The 20,097-nt window shown below is 65.8% G+C and carries 18 protein-coding genes; 13 read left to right on the top strand and 5 right to left on the bottom strand.

Translation table 11 applies throughout. The features are described from left to right. Positions 1–10: 10 nt before the first annotated feature. Positions 11–880, bottom strand: coding sequence for a TIGR01459 family HAD-type hydrolase (locus QA639_RS32600; protein WP_283088059.1), 870 nt, complete (start codon positions 878–880; stop codon positions 11–13). Further along, positions 877–2,157, bottom strand: a complete 1,281-nt coding sequence (locus QA639_RS32595; protein WP_283088058.1) for an FGGY-family carbohydrate kinase — start codon at positions 2,155–2,157, stop codon at positions 877–879. The genes QA639_RS32600 and QA639_RS32595 overlap by 4 nt, the downstream gene beginning before the upstream one ends. Positions 2,158–2,291: 134 nt before the next feature. Between QA639_RS32595 and QA639_RS32590 the strand changes: the two genes are divergently transcribed. The 10 genes from QA639_RS32590 to QA639_RS32545 all read left to right on the top strand — a co-directional run bounded on the left by QA639_RS32590 (position 2,292) and on the right by QA639_RS32545 (position 13,798). Next, positions 2,292–3,308 (top strand): sugar-binding transcriptional regulator, encoded by a 1,017-nt coding sequence (locus QA639_RS32590; RefSeq protein ID WP_050383702.1) that lies wholly within the window; start codon positions 2,292–2,294, stop codon positions 3,306–3,308. 28 nt (positions 3,309–3,336) lie between these two features. After that, positions 3,337–4,776 (top strand): extracellular solute-binding protein, encoded by a 1,440-nt coding sequence (locus tag QA639_RS32585; RefSeq protein WP_028335671.1) that lies wholly within the window; start codon positions 3,337–3,339, stop codon positions 4,774–4,776. 117 nt (positions 4,777–4,893) lie between these two features. Further along, entirely contained in the window at positions 4,894–5,823 is a 930-nt protein-coding gene (locus QA639_RS32580) for a carbohydrate ABC transporter permease (RefSeq protein WP_283088057.1), read from the top strand. Between the two features lie 14 nt (positions 5,824–5,837). Continuing rightward, a complete protein-coding gene (locus QA639_RS32575) occupies positions 5,838–6,695 on the top strand; it encodes a carbohydrate ABC transporter permease (protein WP_018273209.1) in 858 nt (285 codons plus the stop codon). Positions 6,696–6,699: 4 nt separating this feature from the next. After that, positions 6,700–7,803, top strand: coding sequence for an ABC transporter ATP-binding protein (locus QA639_RS32570; RefSeq protein WP_283088056.1), 1,104 nt, complete (start codon positions 6,700–6,702; stop codon positions 7,801–7,803). 12 nt (positions 7,804–7,815) lie between these two features. Continuing rightward, a complete protein-coding gene (locus tag QA639_RS32565) occupies positions 7,816–8,931 on the top strand; it encodes an ABC transporter ATP-binding protein (protein ID WP_410712096.1) in 1,116 nt (371 codons plus the stop codon). A 2-nt stretch (positions 8,932–8,933) separates the two neighbouring features. Beyond that, complete coding sequence (locus QA639_RS32560) at positions 8,934–10,514, top strand: FGGY-family carbohydrate kinase (RefSeq protein WP_283088055.1); 1,581 nt, start codon at positions 8,934–8,936, stop codon at positions 10,512–10,514. Further along, positions 10,507–11,547, top strand: a complete 1,041-nt coding sequence (locus tag QA639_RS32555; protein ID WP_283088054.1) for a 2-hydroxyacid dehydrogenase — start codon at positions 10,507–10,509, stop codon at positions 11,545–11,547. The genes QA639_RS32560 and QA639_RS32555 overlap by 8 nt, the downstream gene beginning before the upstream one ends. A gap of 17 nt (positions 11,548–11,564) precedes the next feature. After that, positions 11,565–12,293 carry a class II aldolase/adducin family protein gene (locus QA639_RS32550; protein ID WP_172647311.1) on the top strand — a complete coding sequence of 243 codons (729 nt, stop codon included), beginning with the start codon at positions 11,565–11,567 and terminating at the stop codon, positions 12,291–12,293. Then, entirely contained in the window at positions 12,290–13,798 is a 1,509-nt protein-coding gene (locus QA639_RS32545) for a glycerol-3-phosphate dehydrogenase (protein WP_157347713.1), read from the top strand. Before QA639_RS32550 ends, QA639_RS32545 begins: the two co-directional genes overlap by 4 nt. 124 nt (positions 13,799–13,922) lie before the next feature. Here the strand turns inward: QA639_RS32545 and QA639_RS32540 are convergent, their stop codons facing one another. The 3 genes from QA639_RS32540 to QA639_RS32530 are packed head-to-tail and all read right to left on the bottom strand — an operon-like array spanning position 13,923 to position 16,501. Next, positions 13,923–14,918 carry an ABC transporter substrate-binding protein gene (locus QA639_RS32540; protein ID WP_028335663.1) on the bottom strand — a complete coding sequence of 332 codons (996 nt, stop codon included), beginning with the start codon at positions 14,916–14,918 and terminating at the stop codon, positions 13,923–13,925. A gap of 21 nt (positions 14,919–14,939) precedes the next feature. Then, positions 14,940–15,749, bottom strand: coding sequence for an ABC transporter ATP-binding protein (locus QA639_RS32535; protein ID WP_050383694.1), 810 nt, complete (start codon positions 15,747–15,749; stop codon positions 14,940–14,942). Beyond that, positions 15,746–16,501, bottom strand: coding sequence for an ABC transporter permease (locus tag QA639_RS32530; RefSeq protein ID WP_410712095.1), 756 nt, complete (start codon positions 16,499–16,501; stop codon positions 15,746–15,748). The genes QA639_RS32535 and QA639_RS32530 overlap by 4 nt, the downstream gene beginning before the upstream one ends. A gap of 122 nt (positions 16,502–16,623) precedes the next feature. Between QA639_RS32530 and QA639_RS32525 the strand changes: the two genes are divergently transcribed. From QA639_RS32525 to QA639_RS32515, 3 genes are read left to right on the top strand one after another with little or no spacing between them, the layout of a single operon-like run. Next, the gene (locus QA639_RS32525) at positions 16,624–17,751 is read left to right on the top strand and encodes a mandelate racemase/muconate lactonizing enzyme family protein (protein WP_157347714.1); all 1,128 of its coding nucleotides are present in this window, start codon (positions 16,624–16,626) and stop codon (positions 17,749–17,751) included. Then, entirely contained in the window at positions 17,751–19,346 is a 1,596-nt protein-coding gene (locus QA639_RS32520) for a GMC family oxidoreductase (protein WP_283088053.1), read from the top strand. The genes QA639_RS32525 and QA639_RS32520 overlap by 1 nt, the downstream gene beginning before the upstream one ends. Positions 19,347–19,374: 28 nt before the next feature. After that, positions 19,375–20,097, top strand: a complete 723-nt coding sequence (locus QA639_RS32515) for a GntR family transcriptional regulator (protein WP_028335658.1) — start codon at positions 19,375–19,377, stop codon at positions 20,095–20,097.

Here is a 20,097-nt window from a genome sequence, read left to right as displayed (position 1 = left end):
GGGGCTGTTCTCACCAGGTCAGATGGTCCATCGTCCAGTGCGGCATCCGCGCCGCTGTGCCGGCTACGGTCTTGATCGCCCGCGGCAGATCGCTCGCCTGCGCAAGCGTCGCGCGGTGGGCGCCGGAGCCGATCAGCAGGGTCAGCATGCCGGCGGTGCGTCCACCGGCGATATCGTGATCGAGGGAGTCGCCGATGACGAGGATCCGGTCCGGCGGCGGATGCCCCAATTGATCGAGCGCGGCGGCAAACATCGGCGGATGCGGTTTGCCGACGAACAGCACGGTGCCGCCGAGCGAATGATAGAATGCGGCGAGCGCGCCCGGCGCGGGGATCAGGCCCGCGACGCCGAACATCACGAGATCAGGATTGGCGCACAGCATCGGCAACTGGCGTGCGGCAGCGGTTGCCAGCGGCTCACGCCATCGCTCGGGCTCGGCCGCGTCATCGTCGAGACCGCCGAGCAGGATGAAATCGGCCTCGCGCATGTTCGAGACCACCACAAGGTCGGTGCCGTCGACGATCGAGCGGTCACCGTCGCGCGAGATCAGGAAGCAGGCGCGTCCGAGCTCGGCAAAGGGCGCCTGCTCGCGCGCATGCAGGCCGCGCCAGGTGACCTCGCCCGAGGACAGCACGCCGTCATAGGCGTCGGACGGCAAGCCGAGCGTCGCGAGCCGCCGCTGGTTGCTGCCGGCGCGCTTGCCGGAATTGGACAGGATCAGGATCCGCTTGCCGGCCTCGCGCAGCCGCGCCACGCACTCCAGCGCCGCGGGGAACACCGCCAGTCCCTCATGCAGCGTGCCCCACTGGTCGAGCAGCACATGATCGAAGCGGTCGGCGATGGCGTGAAGGCCGGCGATCGCGGTCGCGTCGGCCTTCATGGCGGGCCTCCGTTCAGCGCGAGCAGCGCGGCGCCGTAGCTTGCTTCGGTCTGCTCGGCGACCGAAACGGGAACGCCGAGCACGCGATGCCGAATTCTGGTCCATGCGTCGTTCTTCGCGCCGCCGCCGATGCCGATGACGCGGCGCAGGCGCGGCGCACCGAGCTGCGCCAGCTGGCGGTAGGCGAGGGCTTCCACCGAGGCGATGCCCTCGAGCAGGCCCTGGAAGAAGCGGCAATCTTCCGCCGGACGCGGCGTGACCCGCGCGGCCAGCGCCGGATCGGCGATCGGAAAGCGTTCGCCGGGTTTTGGCAGCGGATAATAGTCGAGCCCCGTCGGCTGGTCCGGCGTCAGCTGAGGTGTCAGCCGCTCCATCTCGGCGGCGGTGAAATGCATCAGCAGCGCCGCGCCGCCCGAGTTCGAGGCGCCGCCGGCGAGCCAGCGTTCGCCGAGCCGGTGCGAATAGACGCCCTGATCGGCCGAGAAGATCGGCTGGGTCGCAAGCTGCTTCACCACCAGCGTGGTGCCGAGCGAGGTGACGGCATCGCCAGGCTGGTCGGCGCGCGTTGCGATGAAGGCCGCAACGCCATCGGTGGTGCCGGCGGCGACCTGCGCTGTAGGGGGCAGTCCCAGCGACCGCGCGATCTGCGGATCCATCTCGGAAAATGGCGTGCCCGGCACCAGCACTTCGGGGAGCAGATCGTCGCGCACGCCGAGCTGTTCGAGCCAGGATGGCCAGGTGCGCGCGACCGGGTCGTAACCGAGCTTCAGCGCGTTGTTCTCGTCGCTGATGCCGTGATGGTTCGCGAGCCGGCCGGCGATCCAGTCCGCCTGGTGAACGGCGTGGCGGGCATCGCCGACATAGCCGTCATTCTGCAGATAGAGCAGCTTGGCGAGCGCGCTGCTCGCGCCATGCGCGCCGCTCTCGCGCGGGGCGACCGCCGCGACGCGCGTCGCCTCACGCGTGGCGCGGGCATCATTGTACATCAGCCCCGGCGAGCAGGGGCGGCCGGCGGCGTCGACCAGCAGCAGCGTGCCCGACGTGCCGTCGACGACGATGCGTGTGACGTCGCCGAGAGCGACGGTCTCGCCGAGCTTGCGGATGGCCGCCGTCGCGGCTTGCCACCACAGCTCCGGTGTCTGGTCGATGGCGTTGCCGTCGACGCGCGGTGCAGGCAGCGCGACGGACGCGACGCCGCGGATGCCGCCGTGCGGATCGATTGCGCAGGCGCGCACGCCTCCGGTTCCGACATCGATGCCGAGATACAGACCTCCCATGCGACCTCATCGCTCTCTGGTGCGTGCGCGACGACATTGGTTGCGCTGCAGCACGTTTGGGGGATTGACGCCCCGTTCGGCCTCTGCAATTTTTTGCAGGACGTGAAGAAATTTGCAAGCGGACTTTTCCTGATATGGCACCCCCGCCCGACAGGTTGCCGGTGATCGACGGCGAGGCGTCGCTCGCGACGCGCGCGGCGTGGCTGTATTTCGCGGCGGGGCTCACCCAGTCGGAGGTCGCCGATCGCCTCAACATCCAGAGCACCAAGGCGCATCGCCTGATCGCGCGCGCCAGCCGCGAGGGCATGATCCGCGTGTTCGTCGAGGGACCGGTCGCCGAATGCGTCGCGCTCGAGAACGATATCGCGCAGCGCTTCGGCCTTTCGTTCTGCCGCGTCGCGCCTGATCTCGGCGAGGGCGATCTGCCGCTGAAGGCGCTGGCGCTGGAAGGCGCGAGCTTCCTGCGCCAGATCCTGGAGCGCGGCCAGGACAAGGTGATCGGCGTCGGTCATGGCCGCACGCTTGCAGCCGTCGTCGAGCAGATGCCGCAGACGCCTGCGCGCGACGCGCAGTTCGTGTCGCTGCTCGGCGGACTGACGCGGAAATTTGCCGCCAATCCGTTCGACGTGATTCACAAGCTCGCCGAGCGCACCGGCGCGGAAGCCTATCTGCTGCCGGTGCCGGTGTTCGCCAATTCGGTCGCCGACCGCGCCGTTCTGATGCAGCAATTCGGCATCGCCGACGTGTTCGCTCTGGCGCGCAAGGCCTCGCTGCTGTTCGTCGGCATCGGCCAGGTCAGCCGCGACGGCTTCCTGGTGTCGAGCGGCATGATCAAGCCCGACGAGGTCGTCGAGCTGAAGCGCGTCGGCGCCTGCGCCGACCTGCTCGGGCATTTCTTCAGCGCCGACGGAACGGTGCTGGACACCGACCTGTCGGCCCGCGCCACCTCAATGAGCATGCCCGATCTCAGGAAGCACCGGATCGTCGCCATCGCCGGCGGGCCGGCCAAGGTGACCGCGCTGCGCGGCGTGCTGCGCAGCGGCGTTCTGCACGGCCTCATCATCGACGAAGCGACCGCAAAGGCGCTCGCCACCGACAAGCCGGAGACCACATCCGGCAAGACAAGAAGCAAGACCCGGAAGGACACATAAAACAAGCGTCAACAAGGAGAGGAAATACATGTTCGATCGCGAGAAGAATCTGTTCGACTCCTACGCTGCCAAACGCATCAGCCGCCGCGATCTCCTGGACGGCGCCGCCAAGCTCGGCATCGCGGGCATCGCCGCCAACGCCGCTTTCGCCTCCTCGATGTCGAAGGCGATGGCCGCCGACTTCAACTGGAAGGCCCAGAGCGGCAAGAGCGTCAAGCTGCTGCTCAACAAGCACCCCTACGTCGATGCGATGATCGGCGACATCGAGGCGTTCAAGACGCTCACCGGCATGAACGTCACCTACGACATCTTCCCGGAGGACGTCTATTTCGACAAGGTGACGGCGGCGCTGTCGTCGAAGTCGGACCAGTACGATGCCTTCATGACCGGCGCCTACATGACCTGGACCTATGGTCCGGCGGGCTGGATCGAAGACCTCAACACCTACATCAAGGATCCGGCCAAGACCAACCCGGCCTTCGCCTGGGACGATGTGCTGCCGGGCCTGCGCGCCTCGACCGCGTGGGACGGCGTCGCCGGCTCCGAGCTCGGCTCGGGCAAGGCCAAGCAGTGGTGCATCCCCTGGGGCTATGAGCTCAACAACATCACCTACAACCGCAACGTCTTCGACAAGGTGGGCGTCAAGCCGCCCAAGAACCTCGACGAGATGCTGGAGGTCGCGGCCAAGATCACCAAGGACGCCGGCGGTCCCTACGGCGTCGGCGTGCGGGGCTCGCGCTCCTGGGCGACCATCCATCCCGGCTTCCTGTCGGCCTATTCGAACTTCGGCCAGAAGGATTTCGTGATGGAGGGCGGCAAGCTGAAGGCCGCGATGAACACCAAGGCCTCGAAGGATTTCCACGACAAATGGGTCAAGATGATCCAGACCTCGGGCCCGAAGAACTGGTCGACTTACACCTGGTACCAGGTCGGCACCGATCTCGGCGCCGGCGCCTCGGGCATGATCTTCGACGCCGACATTCTCGGCTATTTCATGAACGGCGGCGACAACAAGGAGAAGGGGCATCTCGGCTATGCGCCGTTCGCGGCCAATCCGGCCGCCAAGGCGCCGACCCCGAATGTCTGGATCTGGTCGCTCGCGATGTCGAGCTTCTCCAAGCAGAAGGAGGCGGCCTGGCTGTTCATGCAGTGGGCGGCATCCGTCGAGCACGACCTGTTCGGCGCGCGCAAGATGGACTTCGTCAACCCGGTTCGCGCATCGGTGTGGAAGGACAGCGAATTCCGCGACCGCATCGCGAAATCCTATCCCGGCTATCTCGAGCAGCACGACATGTCGTCGCCCGGCGCCAAGATCTACTTCACGGCGCAGCCGCTGTTCTTCGACCTGACGACGGAATGGGCCGCCTCGCTGCAGAAGATGGTGGCCAAGGAGGTCAGCGTCGACGAGGGGCTCGACAAGCTCGCCGACAGCATCAACCGCCAGCTCAAGCAGGCCGGTCTCGGCTGACGGACCAACTGTGCGGTGCCTGATCCCCCGCACCGCACCCATCCGCCGGCTCGGACCCTTGTCCCATCCGAGCCGGCGGCGTTTGCCAGCCGAACGCGATCTCTTATCATCATGAGCATGGTCCAACTTCTCCAGACGAACGCGCAGGCAACGCCGGCCAAACCAAGGCCGCGCGTGCGCCTCTTGCCTTATCTGCTCAGCCTGCCGGCGCTGCTCGTCTGCGTGGCGATCCTGGTTCCGTTCGTGACCGCGGCGGTCTACTCGCTGCAGCGCTACCGGCTGAACCTGCCTCATCTGCGCGGCTTTATCGGCGCCGGAAACTACATCGACTTCCTGTCCGACCCGGCGTTCTGGAATACGTTCCGCGTCTCGATCACCTATACCGTGGTCACGGTCGTGCTCGAGCTGCTGCTCGGTCTTGGCATCGCGCTGTTGCTGCGCCGGCCGACCCGCTTCCACAATGCGGTGTCGATCATGCTGCTGCTGCCGCTGATGACGGCGCCGGCGATCGCCGCGTTGATGTGGAAGCTGATGACTAATCCGAGCTTCGGCATCCTGTCCTATCTGGTCGGCCTGTTCGGCATCACCGATTTCAAATGGGCCTCCGATCCATCGAGTGCGCTGTTCACGGTCGTGCTGGTCGACGTCTGGGTCTACACACCCTTCATCATGATTCTGCTGCTGGCGGGCCTGCGCTCGTTGCCGCGGCAGCCGTTCGAGGCCGCGGCGCTCGACGGCGTGCCGGCGAGCTTTGTGTTCTTCCGCATCACCCTGCCGATGCTGGCGCCCTACATCATCACGGCGTCGCTGTTCCGGCTGCTCGATTCGATCCAGCAGTTCGACATCATCTATGCGATGACGCAGGGCGGGCCGGGTGACCGGCTGATGGTGTTCCAGGTGCAGGCCTATCTGGAGTTCTTCCAGTACACCAATGTCGGCAGATCGGCGGCGCTGTTGATGATCCTATGGCTGATCACCAACATCCTGTCGAACATCTTCATCAAGAACTGGCTGCGGCTGCGCGCGCGTGCGCACGGCCACACGTGACGGGGAGAGGAGCGATGGAACATTCCAGCCTTGCCGGTCGCATCTTCCGCGGCGTGGCGCTCACGCTGATCCTGATCTTCTTCATGTTTCCGATCGTCTGGATCTTCCTGATGTCGTTCCAGACCAACGAGCAGATCCTGCGGATCCCGCCGCGGATCCTGTTCGAGCCGACGCTTGCCAATTACGAGGCGCTGATCTCCGGCCAGCTGCGCACCGCGGCCGGCAATCTGCAGATCTCCTTCATGCGCAATTTGTTTAACAGCGTCGTGTTGTCGAGCGCGGCGGTGCTGCTGGCGCTGCTGCTCGGCGTGCCGGCCGCCTACGCCTTTGCGCGCTTCAAATTCCGCCTCGGCGAGAGCATTGCGTTCACGCTGCTGTCGTTCCGCTTTGCGCCGCCGCTGCTCGTGCTGCTGCCGCTGTCGCTGTACTACCAGGAACTCGGACTGAACGACACCTACTTCGGGATCGTCTGGGTCTATCAGTTGATCGCGCTGCCGTTGATCCTGTGGATCGTGCGCGGCTATTTCGAGGATATCAGCCCCGATATCGAGCATGCCTACCGACTGGCCGGGCATTCCTGGCGCGAGGCCTTCACGAGAATCGCGGTGCCGCTGGCTGGGCCGGGGATCGCCGCGGCGGGGCTGCTGTCGTTCATCTTCTGCTGGAACAATTTCGTCTTCGCTCTGATCCTGGCCTCCGCCGACAAGCAGCCGGTGACGGTCGGCGCGCTCGCCTTCGTCACCGCATCGGGAATCCAGTACGGCCAGATCGCGGCCGCGATCGTGCTGTCGGTGACGCCGACCCTGTTGCTCGCGCTCTATGCGCAGCGCTATCTGGTCGAGGGTCTCTCGCTCGGCGCGGTGAAAGGCTGATCCGATGGCGCGTCTCGAGATCAATTCGGTGAGCAAAGCATTCGGTGCGGCACGGCCCGCCGACGGATTGTCGCTGGCCGTCGAGCCCGGCGAGATCGTGGCGGTGTTCGGACCGTCCGGCAGCGGCAAGACGGTGCTGCTGCGCATGATCGCGGGCATGTTCGAGCCCGACGACGGCGATATCCTCGTCGGCGGCCGCTCGGTGGTCGGTGCTCCGCCGGAGCGGCGCGGGATCGGCATGGCATTCCAGAACTTTGCCTTGTTCCCGCACATGACCGCCCGCGACAATATCGCAAGCGGCCTGCGCGCCAGGGCCGGCGGCGGCGATGTCGCCGGCCGCGTTGCCGCGATCAGCAGGCTGCTCAAAATCGAGCACGTGCTCGGTCACGCGCCGCGCGAGTTGTCGAACGGACAGAAGCAGCGCACGGCGCTGGCGCGGGCGCTGATCGGCAATCCGGATGTCCTGCTGCTGGATGATCCGCTGCGCAATGTCGACGCCAAGCTGCGCTACGAGATGCGGCTCGAGCTGCCGAATCTGCTGCGGCGCGGCACTGCCGCCGTGCTCTACGTGACCCAGGACTATCGCGAGGCGATGGCGATCGCCGACCGCATCGCGGTCTTGATCGACGGCCGGCTCGCGCAAGTCGCGACGCCTGCCGATATCTATGCCCAACCCGCGTCGGTCGCGATCGCGCGCCTGTTCGGCGATCCGACCATCAACCTCGCCGAGGTATCGCCGGTGGCGGAACACGGCATGTTGTTGGCCACGGTCGCCGGCGCCAGGATGCGGCTCGGGGCGGCCGATGGCGCAGCGCCGGCCGGTGCATGTTGGCTGGGCGTCCGGCCGGAGGATCTCGCGGTTTCGTCCGCGTCCACCGACGACGCCATCCCGGCGCGCATTCTCGCGGTCACGCCGATGCACGAGAAGGCGGTGCTGCTGCTCCGTCTTGCCGACGGAACGGAATGGCTGGCGGCGCTGCCGCCGGATGCACCGCAAGGCGCGGCTGACGATGCCGTTTTCGTTCGCTTCGCGCCCGACGCCGCGATGCTGTTCGATCGCGCGACGGGGCTGCGGATCGGGGCGTCGCACCGGCTCAAGGCGGCATAGGAGCGGATGGTCATGGACATGCTCGAGCTTCGAGGCATCGACAAGGTCTACCGCAGCCGCGGAAAAGAGCCGGTGCATGCGGTGCGCGCACTCGACATGGCGGTCGAGAAGGGAGAGATCGTCGCACTGTTGGGATCATCGGGCTGCGGCAAGACATCGACGTTGCGCATGATCGCAGGCTTCGAGGACGTCTCCGCCGGATCGATCGCGCTCGGCGGGCGGCGGATCCACGAGCTGCCGCCGGCGCGGCGCAAGGTCGCGATGGCGTTCGAGGGCTACTCGCTCTATCCGCCGCTCACGGTCCGCGAGAACATCGCGTTCGCGCTGAAATCCGCCCAGCTGCCGCGCGCGGAGGTAACGCGCCGCGTCGACGAGATCGCCCGCCTGGTCGAGATCGAGGACATCCTTGACAGCTATCCGCGCGCGATCTCCGGCGGCCAGCAGCAGCGCGTGTCGCTGGCGCGGGCGCTGGTGCGCGACGCCGATCTTTATCTGCTCGATGAGCCGATGGGACAGCTCGAACCGCAGCTGCGCGCGGTGCTGCGTGGCCGGATCAAGAGCCTGCTTGCCGAGCGCGGCATGACCGCGATCTTCGTCACCCACGACCAGACCGAAGCGAGTGCGCTGGCCGACCGCATCGCCGTCATGGAAGGCGGCGTGCTGCAGCAATTCGCCAGCGAGAAGGAGCTGAAGGGCCGGCCCGCCAATCTGTTCGTCGCAAGCTTCATTGGCGAGCCGCCGATGAACCTGCTCGACGCGGAGGTGATGCGGTCGGATAGCGGCTTCCGCCTGTCGGTCGGAACCGACATGCGTTTCGATATCGCCGGCGCCGGACTCGACGTTGAGGCGGCGAAGACGCTCGCGGCCACGCCGCAGGTGCGGATCGGCATTCGTCCGCAGAAGATCGTGGTCGGGACCGGTGACGTCAGGGTCAAGGTCGTCTCCAACCAGTGGCTCGGCGATCAATCGCATGTCGCCGGCGATTGCGGCGGCCGCATGCTGATCGCGGTCACGCCGGGCCGCGTCGCCGCGCGGCCGGGAGAGATCGTCTCGTTCGCGCTGGAGCCGCGTCACCTGCACATCTTCGGCGGCGACGGGACCTGCATTCGCCATGCGGAGGGAGCGTGACGATGACCGCTTCGGCCAGCCGCGACGTCATCATCGGCATTGACGCCGGCACCTCCCTGATCAAGGCCGTGGCGTTCACGCTGACCGGCGAGCAGCTTGCCGATGTCTCGCGGCCGAACGCGTACGTTAGCCCGGCCAGCGGCCACGTCGAGCAGGACATGGCGCAAACCTGGAGCGATACGGTCGCGGTCATTCGTGCGCTGGCGAAGTCAGTGCCTGACCTGTCGGCGCGGATCGCGGCCGTCGCGGTCACCGGGCAGGGCGACGGCACCTGGCTGATCGACGACGACGGCCGGCCGGTTGCGCCGGCGCTCCTGTGGCTCGACTCGCGCGCCGGCCGGCTGGTCGAGGAGATTCGCGCCGGCGAGCGCAACGCGGCCCTCTACCGCCGCACCGGCTCGGGGCTTAATGCCTGCCAGCAGGGGCCGCAACTGGCGTGGCTGCAGGCCCATATGCCTGACACGATCGCTCGCGCGACAACGGCCTTCCACTGCAAGGACTGGCTCTATTTCCTGCTTACCGGTGAACGCGCAACCGATCCGTCGGAAGCCACGTTCTCCTGCGGTGATTTCCGCAAGCGTGCCTTCGATGCGGAGACCGCGCGGTTGATCGGTATCGCCGACCTGACGCGCCTGTTCCCGCCGGTCGTTGACGGCGCGGTCATGACGCATCCGCTGACAGCGGCCGCCGCCATCGAGATCGGCCTGCCGGAAGGAGTTCCGGTGTGCCTCGGCTATGTGGACGTGATCTGCAATGCGCTCGGGGCCGGGCTCTACGATCCGTCACCCGATGTCGGCTGCACCATCATAGGCTCGACCGGCATGCATATGCGGCTGGTGCCGAGCGCCGACGCGGTGACGCTGAACCGGGAGGCCACCGGCTACACCATGCCGTTCCCGGTGCCGGGTCATTATGCTCAGATGCAGTCCAACATGGCGGCGACGCTGAATATCGACTGGATGCTCGATCTCGCCTGCGACATGCTGGCGGCGGAAGGCGTGACGCGCACGCGCGCCGAGCTGATCCGCCGGCTCGACGATCAGGTGCTGCGGGCCAGGCCCGGCGAGGTGCTGTTCCATCCGTTCATTTCCGATGCCGGTGAGCGCGGTCCGTTCGTCGCGCATGAGGCCAGCGCGCAATTCTTCGGCCTGCGTTCGCGCCACCGCTATGGCGACTTGATGCGCGGCGTGATGGAGGGCCTGGCCTTCGCCGCAAGGGATTGTTACGCGGCGATGGGGTCGTTGCCGCGCGATGTCAGGATCACAGGCGGCGCGGCGAAGAGCCGTGCGCTCGGCGCCATCCTCGGGGCCGCACTGGATTGCGACGTCCGCATCTGCAGCCGCGCCGAGGCCGGCGCCGCAGGCGGTGCGATGATCGCGGCGGTCGCGATCGATGCCTACCCCGACATGCGCGCCTGTGCCGAGCAGTGGGTCGCGCCGCATCTCAGTAGCCCGCAATCGCCGGACGCCGCGCTGGCGAAGCGCTATGCCAGCATCTTCCCGACCTATCTCGAGGCAAGGCTGGCGTCGCGGCCGGTCTGGAAGCAACTCGCCGCGCTGCGCGCCGGAGGCGATCATGTCTAAGTCCATCGCCATCGTCGGCGACCGCTTCATGCTGCCCTCGGTGTTCGCCGAGCACATCCGATCAGCCTGCGGCGACGGCGTCGATATCCGCACCCTGGAGCAGCCCTGGCCGGACGAGCCGATGGAGCACGGTTACGCCGGCTCGAAGCTCGATGGCCTGAAGGAATTCATGGGGCAGCCCGACGAGATCATCGGCTTCATCGGCGATGCCGAACTGCTCGTCACCCATCTGGCGCCGATCTCGCGGTCGATGCTGGAACGGCTGCCGAAGCTGAAGTTCATCGCGGTGTCGCGCGGCGGCCCGGTCAACATCGACATGCAGGCGGCGCGCGACCACAACGTGCTGGTGGTCAATACGCCCGGCCGCAATGCGGGTGCGGTCGCGGAGTTCACCATCGGCGCCATTCTGGCCGAGACACGCCTGATCCGCAGCGGTCACGAGGCGCTGCGAGGCGGGGAATGGCGCGGCGATCTCTATCGCGCCGACCGTACCGGGCGCGAGCTCGGCGAGATGACGGTCGGCATTGTCGGCTACGGCGCGATCGGCAGCCGCGTGGTCAAGCTGCTGAAGGCCTTCGGCTGCAAGATCCTGGTCGCCGACCCCTATGTCCAGCTCAGCGCCCAGGACCGCAATGACGGCGTCGAGCATGTCGCGCTCGGCGAATTGCTCGGCCGCGCCGACGTCGTCACGCTGCACGCCCGGGTGACGCCGGAGACCACCCGTTTCATCGGGCGCGAGGCGCTGGCGCGGATCAAGCCGGGCGCGTTCCTGATCAACACCGCGCGCGGTCCGCTGCTCGACTACGAAGCGCTGCATGATGCGCTGGCGTCGGGGCATCTCGGCGGCGCTATGCTCGACACCTTCGCGGTCGAGCCGGTTCCGGCGGACTGGCCGCTCTTGCAACTCCCCAACGTCACGCTGACGCCGCACATCGCCGGCGCCTCCGTGCGTACCGTCACCGTGGCCGCCGTGCAGGCGGCCGAAGAGGTTCGCCGCTTCCTGGCCGGCGAGCCGCCACGCAATCCGTGCTGAAGAGAAAGGCAGTTGGTATGACCCGTGAGGAACGACAATTGCGCGAGGCGATCATCGCCAAGTGCCGGTGGATGAATGCGTCGGGTCTCAACCAGGGGACATCGGGCAACATCTCCGCCCGCTACAAGGACCGGATGCTGATCACGCCGTCGGCGACCCCCTACGATTCGATGAAGCCGGAGATGATCGCCTCGATGCCGCTGGAGGGCGACTATGGCGCGTGGGAGGGACCGCTGCAGCCGTCCACCGAATGGCGCTTCCATCTCGACATCACGCGCGCCCGGCCCGACGTCGGCGCCATCGTCCATACCCATTCGACCTACGCGACCGTGCTCGCGATCGCGCGCAAGCCGATCCCGGCCTGCCATTACATGATGGCGGCGTTCGGCGGCACCGAGATCCGCTGCGCCGGCTATGCGCGCTACGGCACCAAGGAATTGTCCGACCATGCGATCGCCGCGCTCGAAGGACGCAATGGCTGCCTGCTCGCCAATCACGGCATGATCGCGCTCGGCGCCAATCTCGACAAGGCGATGTGGCTCGCGGTCGAGCTCGAGACCATCGCGCGGCAGTACTACCTCTCGCTCGCGCTCGATTCGCGCGTCATCCTGACCGACGAGGAGATTGCCGACACCGCAAAGGGATTCTCCACCTACGGCCTGCAGGCGCCGAAGCCGAACAAGGCCCGCGCGACGGCAAAGGCGGCGCCGCGCCGCGCCGAGAAACGGCGCAGCAGCAAGCGATGACGGGCACTGCGCCGGTCGCAGGTACAGATCACGGGCTGGTCGATATCGCGGTCATCGGTGGCGGCATCAACGGTGCCGGCATCGCCCGCGACGCAGCCGGCCGCGGACTGAAAGTGCTGCTCTGCGAGAAGGATGATTTCGCCGAGGGCACCTCGTCGCGCTCGGGCAAGCTGATCCATGGCGGGCTGCGCTATCTCGAATATTACGAGTTCCGACTGGTGCGCGAGGCGCTGATCGAGCGCGAGGTGCTGCTCGCGTCGGCGCCGCACATCATCTGGCCGATGCGCTTCGTGCTGCCGCATTCGCCGGAGCAGCGGCCGGCGTGGCTGGTCCGCACCGGGCTGTTGCTCTACGACCATCTCGGTGGCCGCAAGCAACTGCCGGCGAGCCGCAGCCTGGATCTGTCGCGAGCTCCGGAGGGCGCACCGCTGCGTCAGGAGTTCCGGCGAGGTTTCGAATATTCGGACTGCTGGGTCGATGACAGCAGGCTGGTGATCCTCAATTTGATCGATGCCGCGCAGAACGGCGCCAGCATCCTGCCGCGCACGCGGGCGGTGCGCGCGCGCCGCGACGGCGAGACCTGGCTGCTCGAAATGCACGGCGACGACGGCGCGGCGCAGGTGGTGCGGGCGCGCGCGCTGGTCAACGCCGCCGGGCCGTGGGTTCAGGATGTCATCCAGGGCGTGGCCGGACTGAATTCGGCCCAGAGCGTGCGGCTGGTGAAGGGCAGCCATATCGTGGTGCCAAAATTCTGGAACGGGCCGCAGGCCTATCTGCTGCAGAACAGCGATCGCCGGGTGATCTTCGTCAACCCCTACGAGGATGATCTCGCCTTGATCGGCACAACGGACATTCCCTATCACGGCCGCGCCGAGGACGTCGCGATCGGCGAGGACGAGATCGATTACCTGTTGCAGGTCTTGCGCCGCTATTTCCAGACGCCGCCGCAGGCGAGCGAGATCGTGCACGCGTTCTCCGGGGTCCGGCCGCTCTACGACGACAACGCCGACAATCCGTCGGCCGTGACGCGCGACTATGTGTTCGAGGTTCACGGCGCGCAGGATGAGCCGCCGCTGCTGTCGATCTTCGGCGGCAAGATCACGACCTACCGCCGGCTGGCGGAGCAGGCGCTGCAGCGCATCGCGCCGTGGTTTCCGAAGTTGTCGTCGGCCTGGACCGCGCACCGGCCGTTACCGGGCGGCGACATCGGCGGCAGCTTCGATGAATTCGCAAATCGGCTGGCGCGCGACTATCCCGATTTGCCGCGAACGCTCGTCGATCACTATGCCCGCCTCTATGGGACGCGCGCGCGCCAACTGCTGGGTCCGGTCCGCAGCGCCGCCGACCTGGGCCGTCATTTCGGCGGCGAGTTCTATGAATGCGAAGCGGTGTATCTCCGCGAGAATGAGTGGGCGAGGCAGCCTGCCGACTTCCTGGACCGGCGCACCAAGCACGGCTTGCACTTGACGCCCGCACAGCGGGTCGCGTTCGAAAACTACCTCTAAAGCGCGATGAGATTAGGTTGAATCGTCGTCGCGCCTTAGCTCTTTGTTTGAGCATGATCTTTTCGGAAAACCGCTTCGCACTTTTCCGGATCATGCTTTAGGACGCGATTCGCGTCCAGGTGAGTCACGCAATCGTTTTCAGATACAGGCTCGGATCGAAATATTTGCTTGCCGGCGTAAAGTCCTTGATGCCGGCATTGGCCATGAAGAAGTCGGTCGATTGCTGCAGCCAGTTGGTGACCGTGCCGTCGGAATACATCCGCTTCCAGTCCCGCGACGAGAACATCTTCTGCGCCTTGAACGATTCGTCGATGTCGGCCATCGGCGTCTGGCTGTAATGGCCCTTCTGCAGCTTTTCCATCGCTTCGGTGCTGTTCGCGATGATGTAGTCATTGGCATCGGCCCAGCCACGGATCAGCTTCGCCAGCGTTTCCTTGTTGGGCTCGTAATAATCGTTGGCCGCCGCCCAGCCGCCGATGATCGCGGCCTTCGGATAATAGGCTGAGGCGTCGGCGAGCTTGACCGCGCCCGGCACCTTGTCGCGAACCGTCACGTTGAAAGGCACCCAGAGCGCGACGGCAGGCACCGCGCCTGAAATGAACGCGGTTACGGCGGCCGGCATGGTCTGGTTGACGAGTTCGACCTGTTTGGGATCGACCTTGTTCGCGCGCAGCGCGGTGTCCAGGAACACATGCGCGGTGGTGCCGGTCGCGGTTGCGATCCGCTTGCCCTTCAGATCCTCGAATGACTTGATGCCCTGATCGCCGCGCACCCAGAGCTGTGCGGTCGCGACCTCGATGTCGTTGATGAGGAAGACCTTGCCCTGGCCGCGGGCGGGGAAGTTCGAGAGCACGGCGCCCGTCGCCAGCACGTCGAGGCTGCCGCCGATCAGCGCCTGGAAGATTTCGAGGCCGGTATTGAACTGCCGCAGCTCGAGATCCAGTCCCTGCTTTTCGAAGGAGCCGCGGTCCATGCCGGTCCAGATCTGGCCGTCGACGGCAACGGTGTGCAGATAGCCGACCCGAACTTTTGTTTTTGCCTGCGCAATCGCAGGGGCTGCGGCGGTGAAGGACCCCAGGGCAAGCCCGGCCGTCGTGGTCAGAAATTGTCGCCGATCCATAGGTCGTCCTCCGCTGTGTTGTTATTCCGAGAATGAGACCGGACGCATCTGCGCCTGCTGGGCGCGATACTCGTCCATCACCAGATGCTTGATATAGCTTCGCAGCTCGCCGAATTCGGGCCGTTCCTGGATCGATTCATCGCGCGGATAGGCGAACGGCACGTCGATGATCTGCCTGATCCGCGCCGGCCGCGCGGTTACCACCACGATACGGGACGCGAGATAGATCGCCTCCTCCACGGAGTGGGTGATCAGCATGACCGTCTTGCCTTCGGTCTGGAGCACCTTGAGCAGCAGGTTCTGCATGTTGGAACGGGTCTGGGCGTCGAGCGCACCGAACGGCTCGTCCATCAGCAGGAACTGCGGCTTGACCGCGTAAGCCCGCGCGATCGCGAGCCGCTGACGCATGCCGCCGGACAAATGCTTCGGATAGGAGTTGGCGAAGTCGGACAGCCCCATTAGGCCGAGATAGTGATCGCAGATCAAATCGCGCTCACCGGCCGCAACGTGATTGGCCCGGAGCGTCAGGCCGAAAGCGATGTTCTGTTTCACCGTCAGCCACGGGAAGACGCCATATTCCTGGAAGATGACGCCGCGCTCGGGACCGGGACCAGCGACGGGCTGTCCGTCGAACAACACGCTTCCGGTCGTCGGCTTCTGGAAGCCGGCGAGCATGCTCATCATCGTGGTCTTGCCGCAGCCTGACGGGCCGATCACCGCGATGAAATCGCCATCGTTGATATCGTAGCTGACATCCTCGACGACGTTGAGGCGTCCCTTCGGGGTCTCGAAGGCAAGCGAAACCTTGTCGAACTGCGCGCGCGTGGTCATGCGATGGCCCGATCCTGCCAGACCAGCAACCGGGCCGTGATTTTGCGCAGGATCATGTCCATGATCAGCGCGATCAGGCCGATGCAGATGATGCCGACATAGATGACGTCGAGCAGGAAATAGGTCGATGCATTCTGGATCATGGCGCCAAGCCCACGCTGGGCGGCGATCAGTTCGGATGCCACCAGCGTCGCCCAGGCTACCCCAAGCGCGACCCGCAGCGCGGTGAGGATGTGCGGAACGGTGAGGGGAATGATCACCTTGCGAAAGATTTCCGTTTGATTGGCGCCGAGCGTCTGCGCCACGCGGATATAGAGCGGCGTGATCTGAGAGACCCCCTCATACATGACGATCACGCCGGAGAAGAACGAGGCGTAGAACAGGATGACGAGCTTTGCGAGCTCGTCCACGCCGAAATAGACGATGACGAGCGGGATCAGCGCGATCGGCGGCAGCGCGCGGAAGAAGTTGATCATGGGGTCGGCGAAGGTGCGGGCCGGGCGATACCATCCGAGCAGAAAGCCGACGGGCACCGCGACGAGAATTCCAAGCGAGACGCCGAAGAAGACGCGCCTGGTCGAGGCGAAGATGTCGATCAGGAGGCCTTCCTTGGTGAGAAGCTCGACGAACTTCGCGGCGACCTGGTGCGGGGCGGGGATCAGCGATGTGTTGACGAAGCCGCTCCAGCGCACGGCATACCAGAGCAGGATCGCACCGACCCACGGTATCAACCCGAGACCAAAGCGTCTCACGCCAGCTCCGTCCATTCGACGCGTCCACCCAGATTGCAGTTGATGTTTGCCCAAGTCATATTATAAATAGGATGACCATACAAGCGCCGCTTTGGTCGTAGGCGCCGCAGGCTTTTCCGCGCATGACATCGCCGCCTTTCACCATCCGGAGCGTCCAGGCCTTTGGCTTTCGCTATCCTCTGACGATACCGGTCATCACCTCGTTCGGGCGGATGGGGGACCGGCCTGCCGTGTTCGTTCGGGTCGAGGACACGGACGGTTACGTGGGCTGGGGCGAGGTCTGGTGCAACTTTCCCGCGCCGGGCGCCGAGCATCGTGTTCGGCTGGTCAACGAGGTCTTGGCACCGGCGCTTGTCGGATTCAGGGCAAGCGAACCTGGTGCCGCATTCGAGCGGCTGACGCAGGGGACTTCGGTGCTCGCGTTGCAATCCGGCGAAGCGGGCCCATTCGCGCAGTCGATCGCCGGCATCGATCTCGCCGTCTGGGATCTCCATGCGCGCCGCCGGAACGTAGCGTTGTGGAAACTGCTCGGCGGATCGCGGAGCCGGATCAAGGTCTATGCCAGCGGCATCAATCCAGTCGGATCGGAGCAAGCGGCGGAAGCAGCGCTCGGCCGCGGCTACCGCGCCTTGAAGCTGAAGATCGGCTTCGATCCGGCAGGCGACCGGGCTAATCTCGCCGCGCTGCGCCGCCTCGTCGGCGATGGCATGCTTGCGGCCGATGTCAACCAGGGTTGGACCATCGCGCAGGCGCTCGAGCGTGCGCCGCAGCTCGAGCCGTTCGGCCTTGCCTGGCTCGAGGAGCCCATCCGCGCGGACCGTCCGCGGCAGGAATGGAGGCAGCTACACGAGACGATCCGTTTTCCGCTCGCGGCCGGTGAGAACATCGCGAGCCACGCTGGCTTTGCCGAGGTGCTGAGCGAGCCGGTTCTCGGTGTCGTCCAGCCTGACATCGCCAAGTGGGGCGGGCTTTCGGCTTGCGCCGGCATCGCCCGCGACATCCTGACGTCAGGCAAGATGTTCTGTCCGCACTATCTCGGCGGCGGCATCGGCCTGTTGGCGTCGGCGCATCTTCTGGCGGGCGTCGGCGGCGAGGGACTGCTGGAGGTCGACAGCAATGAGAACCCGCTGCGGGATCAATTCTGCGGCCCCGTGCTTCACGTCAGCGATGGAATGATCGAGCTCGGCGACGAGGCAGGTCTCGGCATCGCGCCCGATCTTGCCTCGATCGAACAATACCGGACCGCGTGATGTCGGGGCTTGGCTACGATTACATCATCGTCGGTGCGGGGTCGGCGGGCTGTTTGGTCGCAAACAGACTGTCAGCCGATCCTGCCTGCCGCGTGTTGCTGCTCGAAGCCGGCGGATCGGACCGGAATTTCTGGCTCAAGCTGCCGGTCGGGTATTACCGGACCATCTACAACGAGCGCTTCTCGCGCCTGTTCAAGACCGAGCCGTCGGAAGGAAGCGGCGGCCGCGCCATCGTCTGGCCGCGCGGCCGCGTGCTCGGCGGATCGTCGTCGATCAACGGCCTGATCTTCATCCGCGGCCAGCACGAGGATTTTGACGACTGGGAACGTCTTGGCGCCGACGGCTGGAGCTATCGCGACGTCCTGCCCTATTTCCGGCGCTACGAGCGCTACCGCGGCGGCGAGAGCCAGTTTCACGGCGGCCTCGGTGAGTTTGAGGTCTCCGACCTCCGGAACGACAATCCGGCGTCGAGTGCCTGGGTAGAGGCGGGCGTGCAGTTCGGCCTGCCGCGCAATCCCGACTTCAACGGCGCGACGACGCTTGGCGTCGGTTCCTATCAGCTTGGCATCGGGCGGCATTGGCGGACCAGCTCGGCATCCGCCTTTCTTCGACCGATTGCCGACCGGCGCAACCTCACCATCATCACGCACGCGCAGGTCAGCAAAGTCAGTTTCAACGGCCGCGTCGCGACCGGCGTCGAGTGGATCAGCAGGGGGCAGGTTCATCGCGCGACAGCCGATCGCGAGGTCATCCTGTCCGGCGGCGCGCTGCAATCGCCGCAGATCCTCCAGCTTTCCGGGATCGGTCCGGCCGACCTGCTTCGCAAGCACGGCATTGCCGTGGTCACCGACTCGCCCGAAGTCGGCTCCAATCTGCAGGATCACTACCAGGCGCGGCTGATCGTGCGCCTGAAGGAGCGGATCTCGCTCAATGACCAGGTCCGTCATCCCGTCGCGCTCGCGAAGATGGGGTTGCAGTGGATGCTGGTCGGGCGGGGGCCGTTGACGGTGGGGGCGGGACAGGTGGGCGGAGCGGCCTGTACCGAATATGCGGTCGGCGGCCGTCCGGACGTGCAGTTCAACGTGATGCCGCTCTCCGTCGACAAGCCCGGCGAACCCCTCCACAGCTATTCCGGCTTCACGGCCTCGGTCTGGCAATGCCACGGCCGGTCGCGCGGACAGCTTGCGATCCGTTCGGCCGATCCGTTCGAGCAGCCGCTCATCGCGCCCAATTATTTCGCCGAGGAGATCGACCGCAAGACCATTGTTGCCGGCCTGAAGATCTTGCGCGAGATCTATCAGCAAAAGGCGTTCCGCCCGCTCTGGGACGTCGAAATGGTGCCGGGCGAGGCCGCAAGCAACGATGCCGGGCTGTGGGATTTCGCGCGCAACACCGGCGGCACGGTGTTTCATTGCGTCGGCACCTGCCGCATGGGCAGCGACGAGCGGGCAGTGCTCGATCCGCAGCTGCGGGTGCGCGGCGTTGAGCGGCTGCGCGTGATCGACGCCTCGGTGATGCCGCAGATCACCTCGGCCAACACCAACGCGACCAGCCTGATGATCGGGGAACGCGGTGCAGCCCTTGTCATGCCGTGATTGGGCCGCTTGATTTCCGGAGGGCGAGATGGAATTGAGTTCCGACAGTCACGTCCCCAAATACGCGCAGATTGCCGATATCTTTCGCCAGCGGATTGCGCGCGGTGTCTGGAGTCAAGGTTTTCGCCTGCCGGCCAACGAGGATCTGGCGGCCGAGTTCGGCGTCTCGCGCGTCACCATCAGGCAGGCCGTCGAACTGCTCGCCCGCGACGGTGTCATCGAGGCGCAGCAGGGCCGCGGCACCTTCGTCACCGGGACTGTACGACAGGACCGCTGGCTCAAGGTCGAGACCACCCTGTCCGACCTCGCGGACATGTACCGCGACACCTCGCCGGAAATCATCAACATCTCGGAAAGCCGGAGCGATGCGCCGTTGCTTCCCGAAGACGGCAAGCCGGCCGAGAAATATGTCTTCATGCGCCGTCTGCACTCGCGCCAGAAGCAGCCTTACTGCGTCATTTCCATCTATCTCGATGAGAAGATCTTTCGCAGGTCTCCCAAGCGCTTTCGCAACGAGACGGTGATCCCGATCCTCAACGATCTCAGGGATCCGGCGATTGCCAGCGCCCGACAGACATTGACCATCGGAACCGCGGATATCGAGGCGGCGCGGCTGCTGCGCGTACCTCTGAACTCGCCGGTTGCCGAAGTCCGCCGTGTCTTCACGGCGAGCGATCGCACCGTGATCTATCTCGGTGAAGTCACCTATCGCGGCGATTTTGTGCGGATCGATATGGATCTAAGGCCATAG

The sequence above is a fragment of the Bradyrhizobium pachyrhizi genome (assembly GCF_029714545.1).
Classification (GTDB): domain Bacteria; phylum Pseudomonadota; class Alphaproteobacteria; order Rhizobiales; family Xanthobacteraceae; genus Bradyrhizobium; species Bradyrhizobium pachyrhizi.
Note: the sequence above shows the minus strand (reverse complement) of the source record. Positions and strands in the feature narration are given on the sequence as shown.

Coding starts and splice junctions, on each gene's coding strand:
- QA639_RS32600 (WP_283088059.1), bottom strand. CDS start 880: ATGAAGGCCGACGCGACCGCGATCGCCGGCCTTCACGCCATCGCCGAC.
- QA639_RS32595 (WP_283088058.1), bottom strand. CDS start 2,157: ATGGGAGGTCTGTATCTCGGCATCGATGTCGGAACCGGAGGCGTGCGC.
- QA639_RS32590 (WP_050383702.1), top strand. CDS start 2,292: ATGGCACCCCCGCCCGACAGGTTGCCGGTGATCGACGGCGAGGCGTCG.
- QA639_RS32585 (WP_028335671.1), top strand. CDS start 3,337: ATGTTCGATCGCGAGAAGAATCTGTTCGACTCCTACGCTGCCAAACGC.
- QA639_RS32580 (WP_283088057.1), top strand. CDS start 4,894: ATGGTCCAACTTCTCCAGACGAACGCGCAGGCAACGCCGGCCAAACCA.
- QA639_RS32575 (WP_018273209.1), top strand. CDS start 5,838: ATGGAACATTCCAGCCTTGCCGGTCGCATCTTCCGCGGCGTGGCGCTC.
- QA639_RS32570 (WP_283088056.1), top strand. CDS start 6,700: ATGGCGCGTCTCGAGATCAATTCGGTGAGCAAAGCATTCGGTGCGGCA.
- QA639_RS32565 (WP_410712096.1), top strand. CDS start 7,816: ATGGACATGCTCGAGCTTCGAGGCATCGACAAGGTCTACCGCAGCCGC.
- QA639_RS32560 (WP_283088055.1), top strand. CDS start 8,934: ATGACCGCTTCGGCCAGCCGCGACGTCATCATCGGCATTGACGCCGGC.
- QA639_RS32555 (WP_283088054.1), top strand. CDS start 10,507: ATGTCTAAGTCCATCGCCATCGTCGGCGACCGCTTCATGCTGCCCTCG.
- QA639_RS32550 (WP_172647311.1), top strand. CDS start 11,565: ATGACCCGTGAGGAACGACAATTGCGCGAGGCGATCATCGCCAAGTGC.
- QA639_RS32545 (WP_157347713.1), top strand. CDS start 12,290: ATGACGGGCACTGCGCCGGTCGCAGGTACAGATCACGGGCTGGTCGAT.
- QA639_RS32540 (WP_028335663.1), bottom strand. CDS start 14,918: ATGGATCGGCGACAATTTCTGACCACGACGGCCGGGCTTGCCCTGGGG.
- QA639_RS32535 (WP_050383694.1), bottom strand. CDS start 15,749: ATGACCACGCGCGCGCAGTTCGACAAGGTTTCGCTTGCCTTCGAGACC.
- QA639_RS32525 (WP_157347714.1), top strand. CDS start 16,624: ATGACATCGCCGCCTTTCACCATCCGGAGCGTCCAGGCCTTTGGCTTT.
- QA639_RS32520 (WP_283088053.1), top strand. CDS start 17,751: ATGTCGGGGCTTGGCTACGATTACATCATCGTCGGTGCGGGGTCGGCG.
- QA639_RS32515 (WP_028335658.1), top strand. CDS start 19,375: ATGGAATTGAGTTCCGACAGTCACGTCCCCAAATACGCGCAGATTGCC.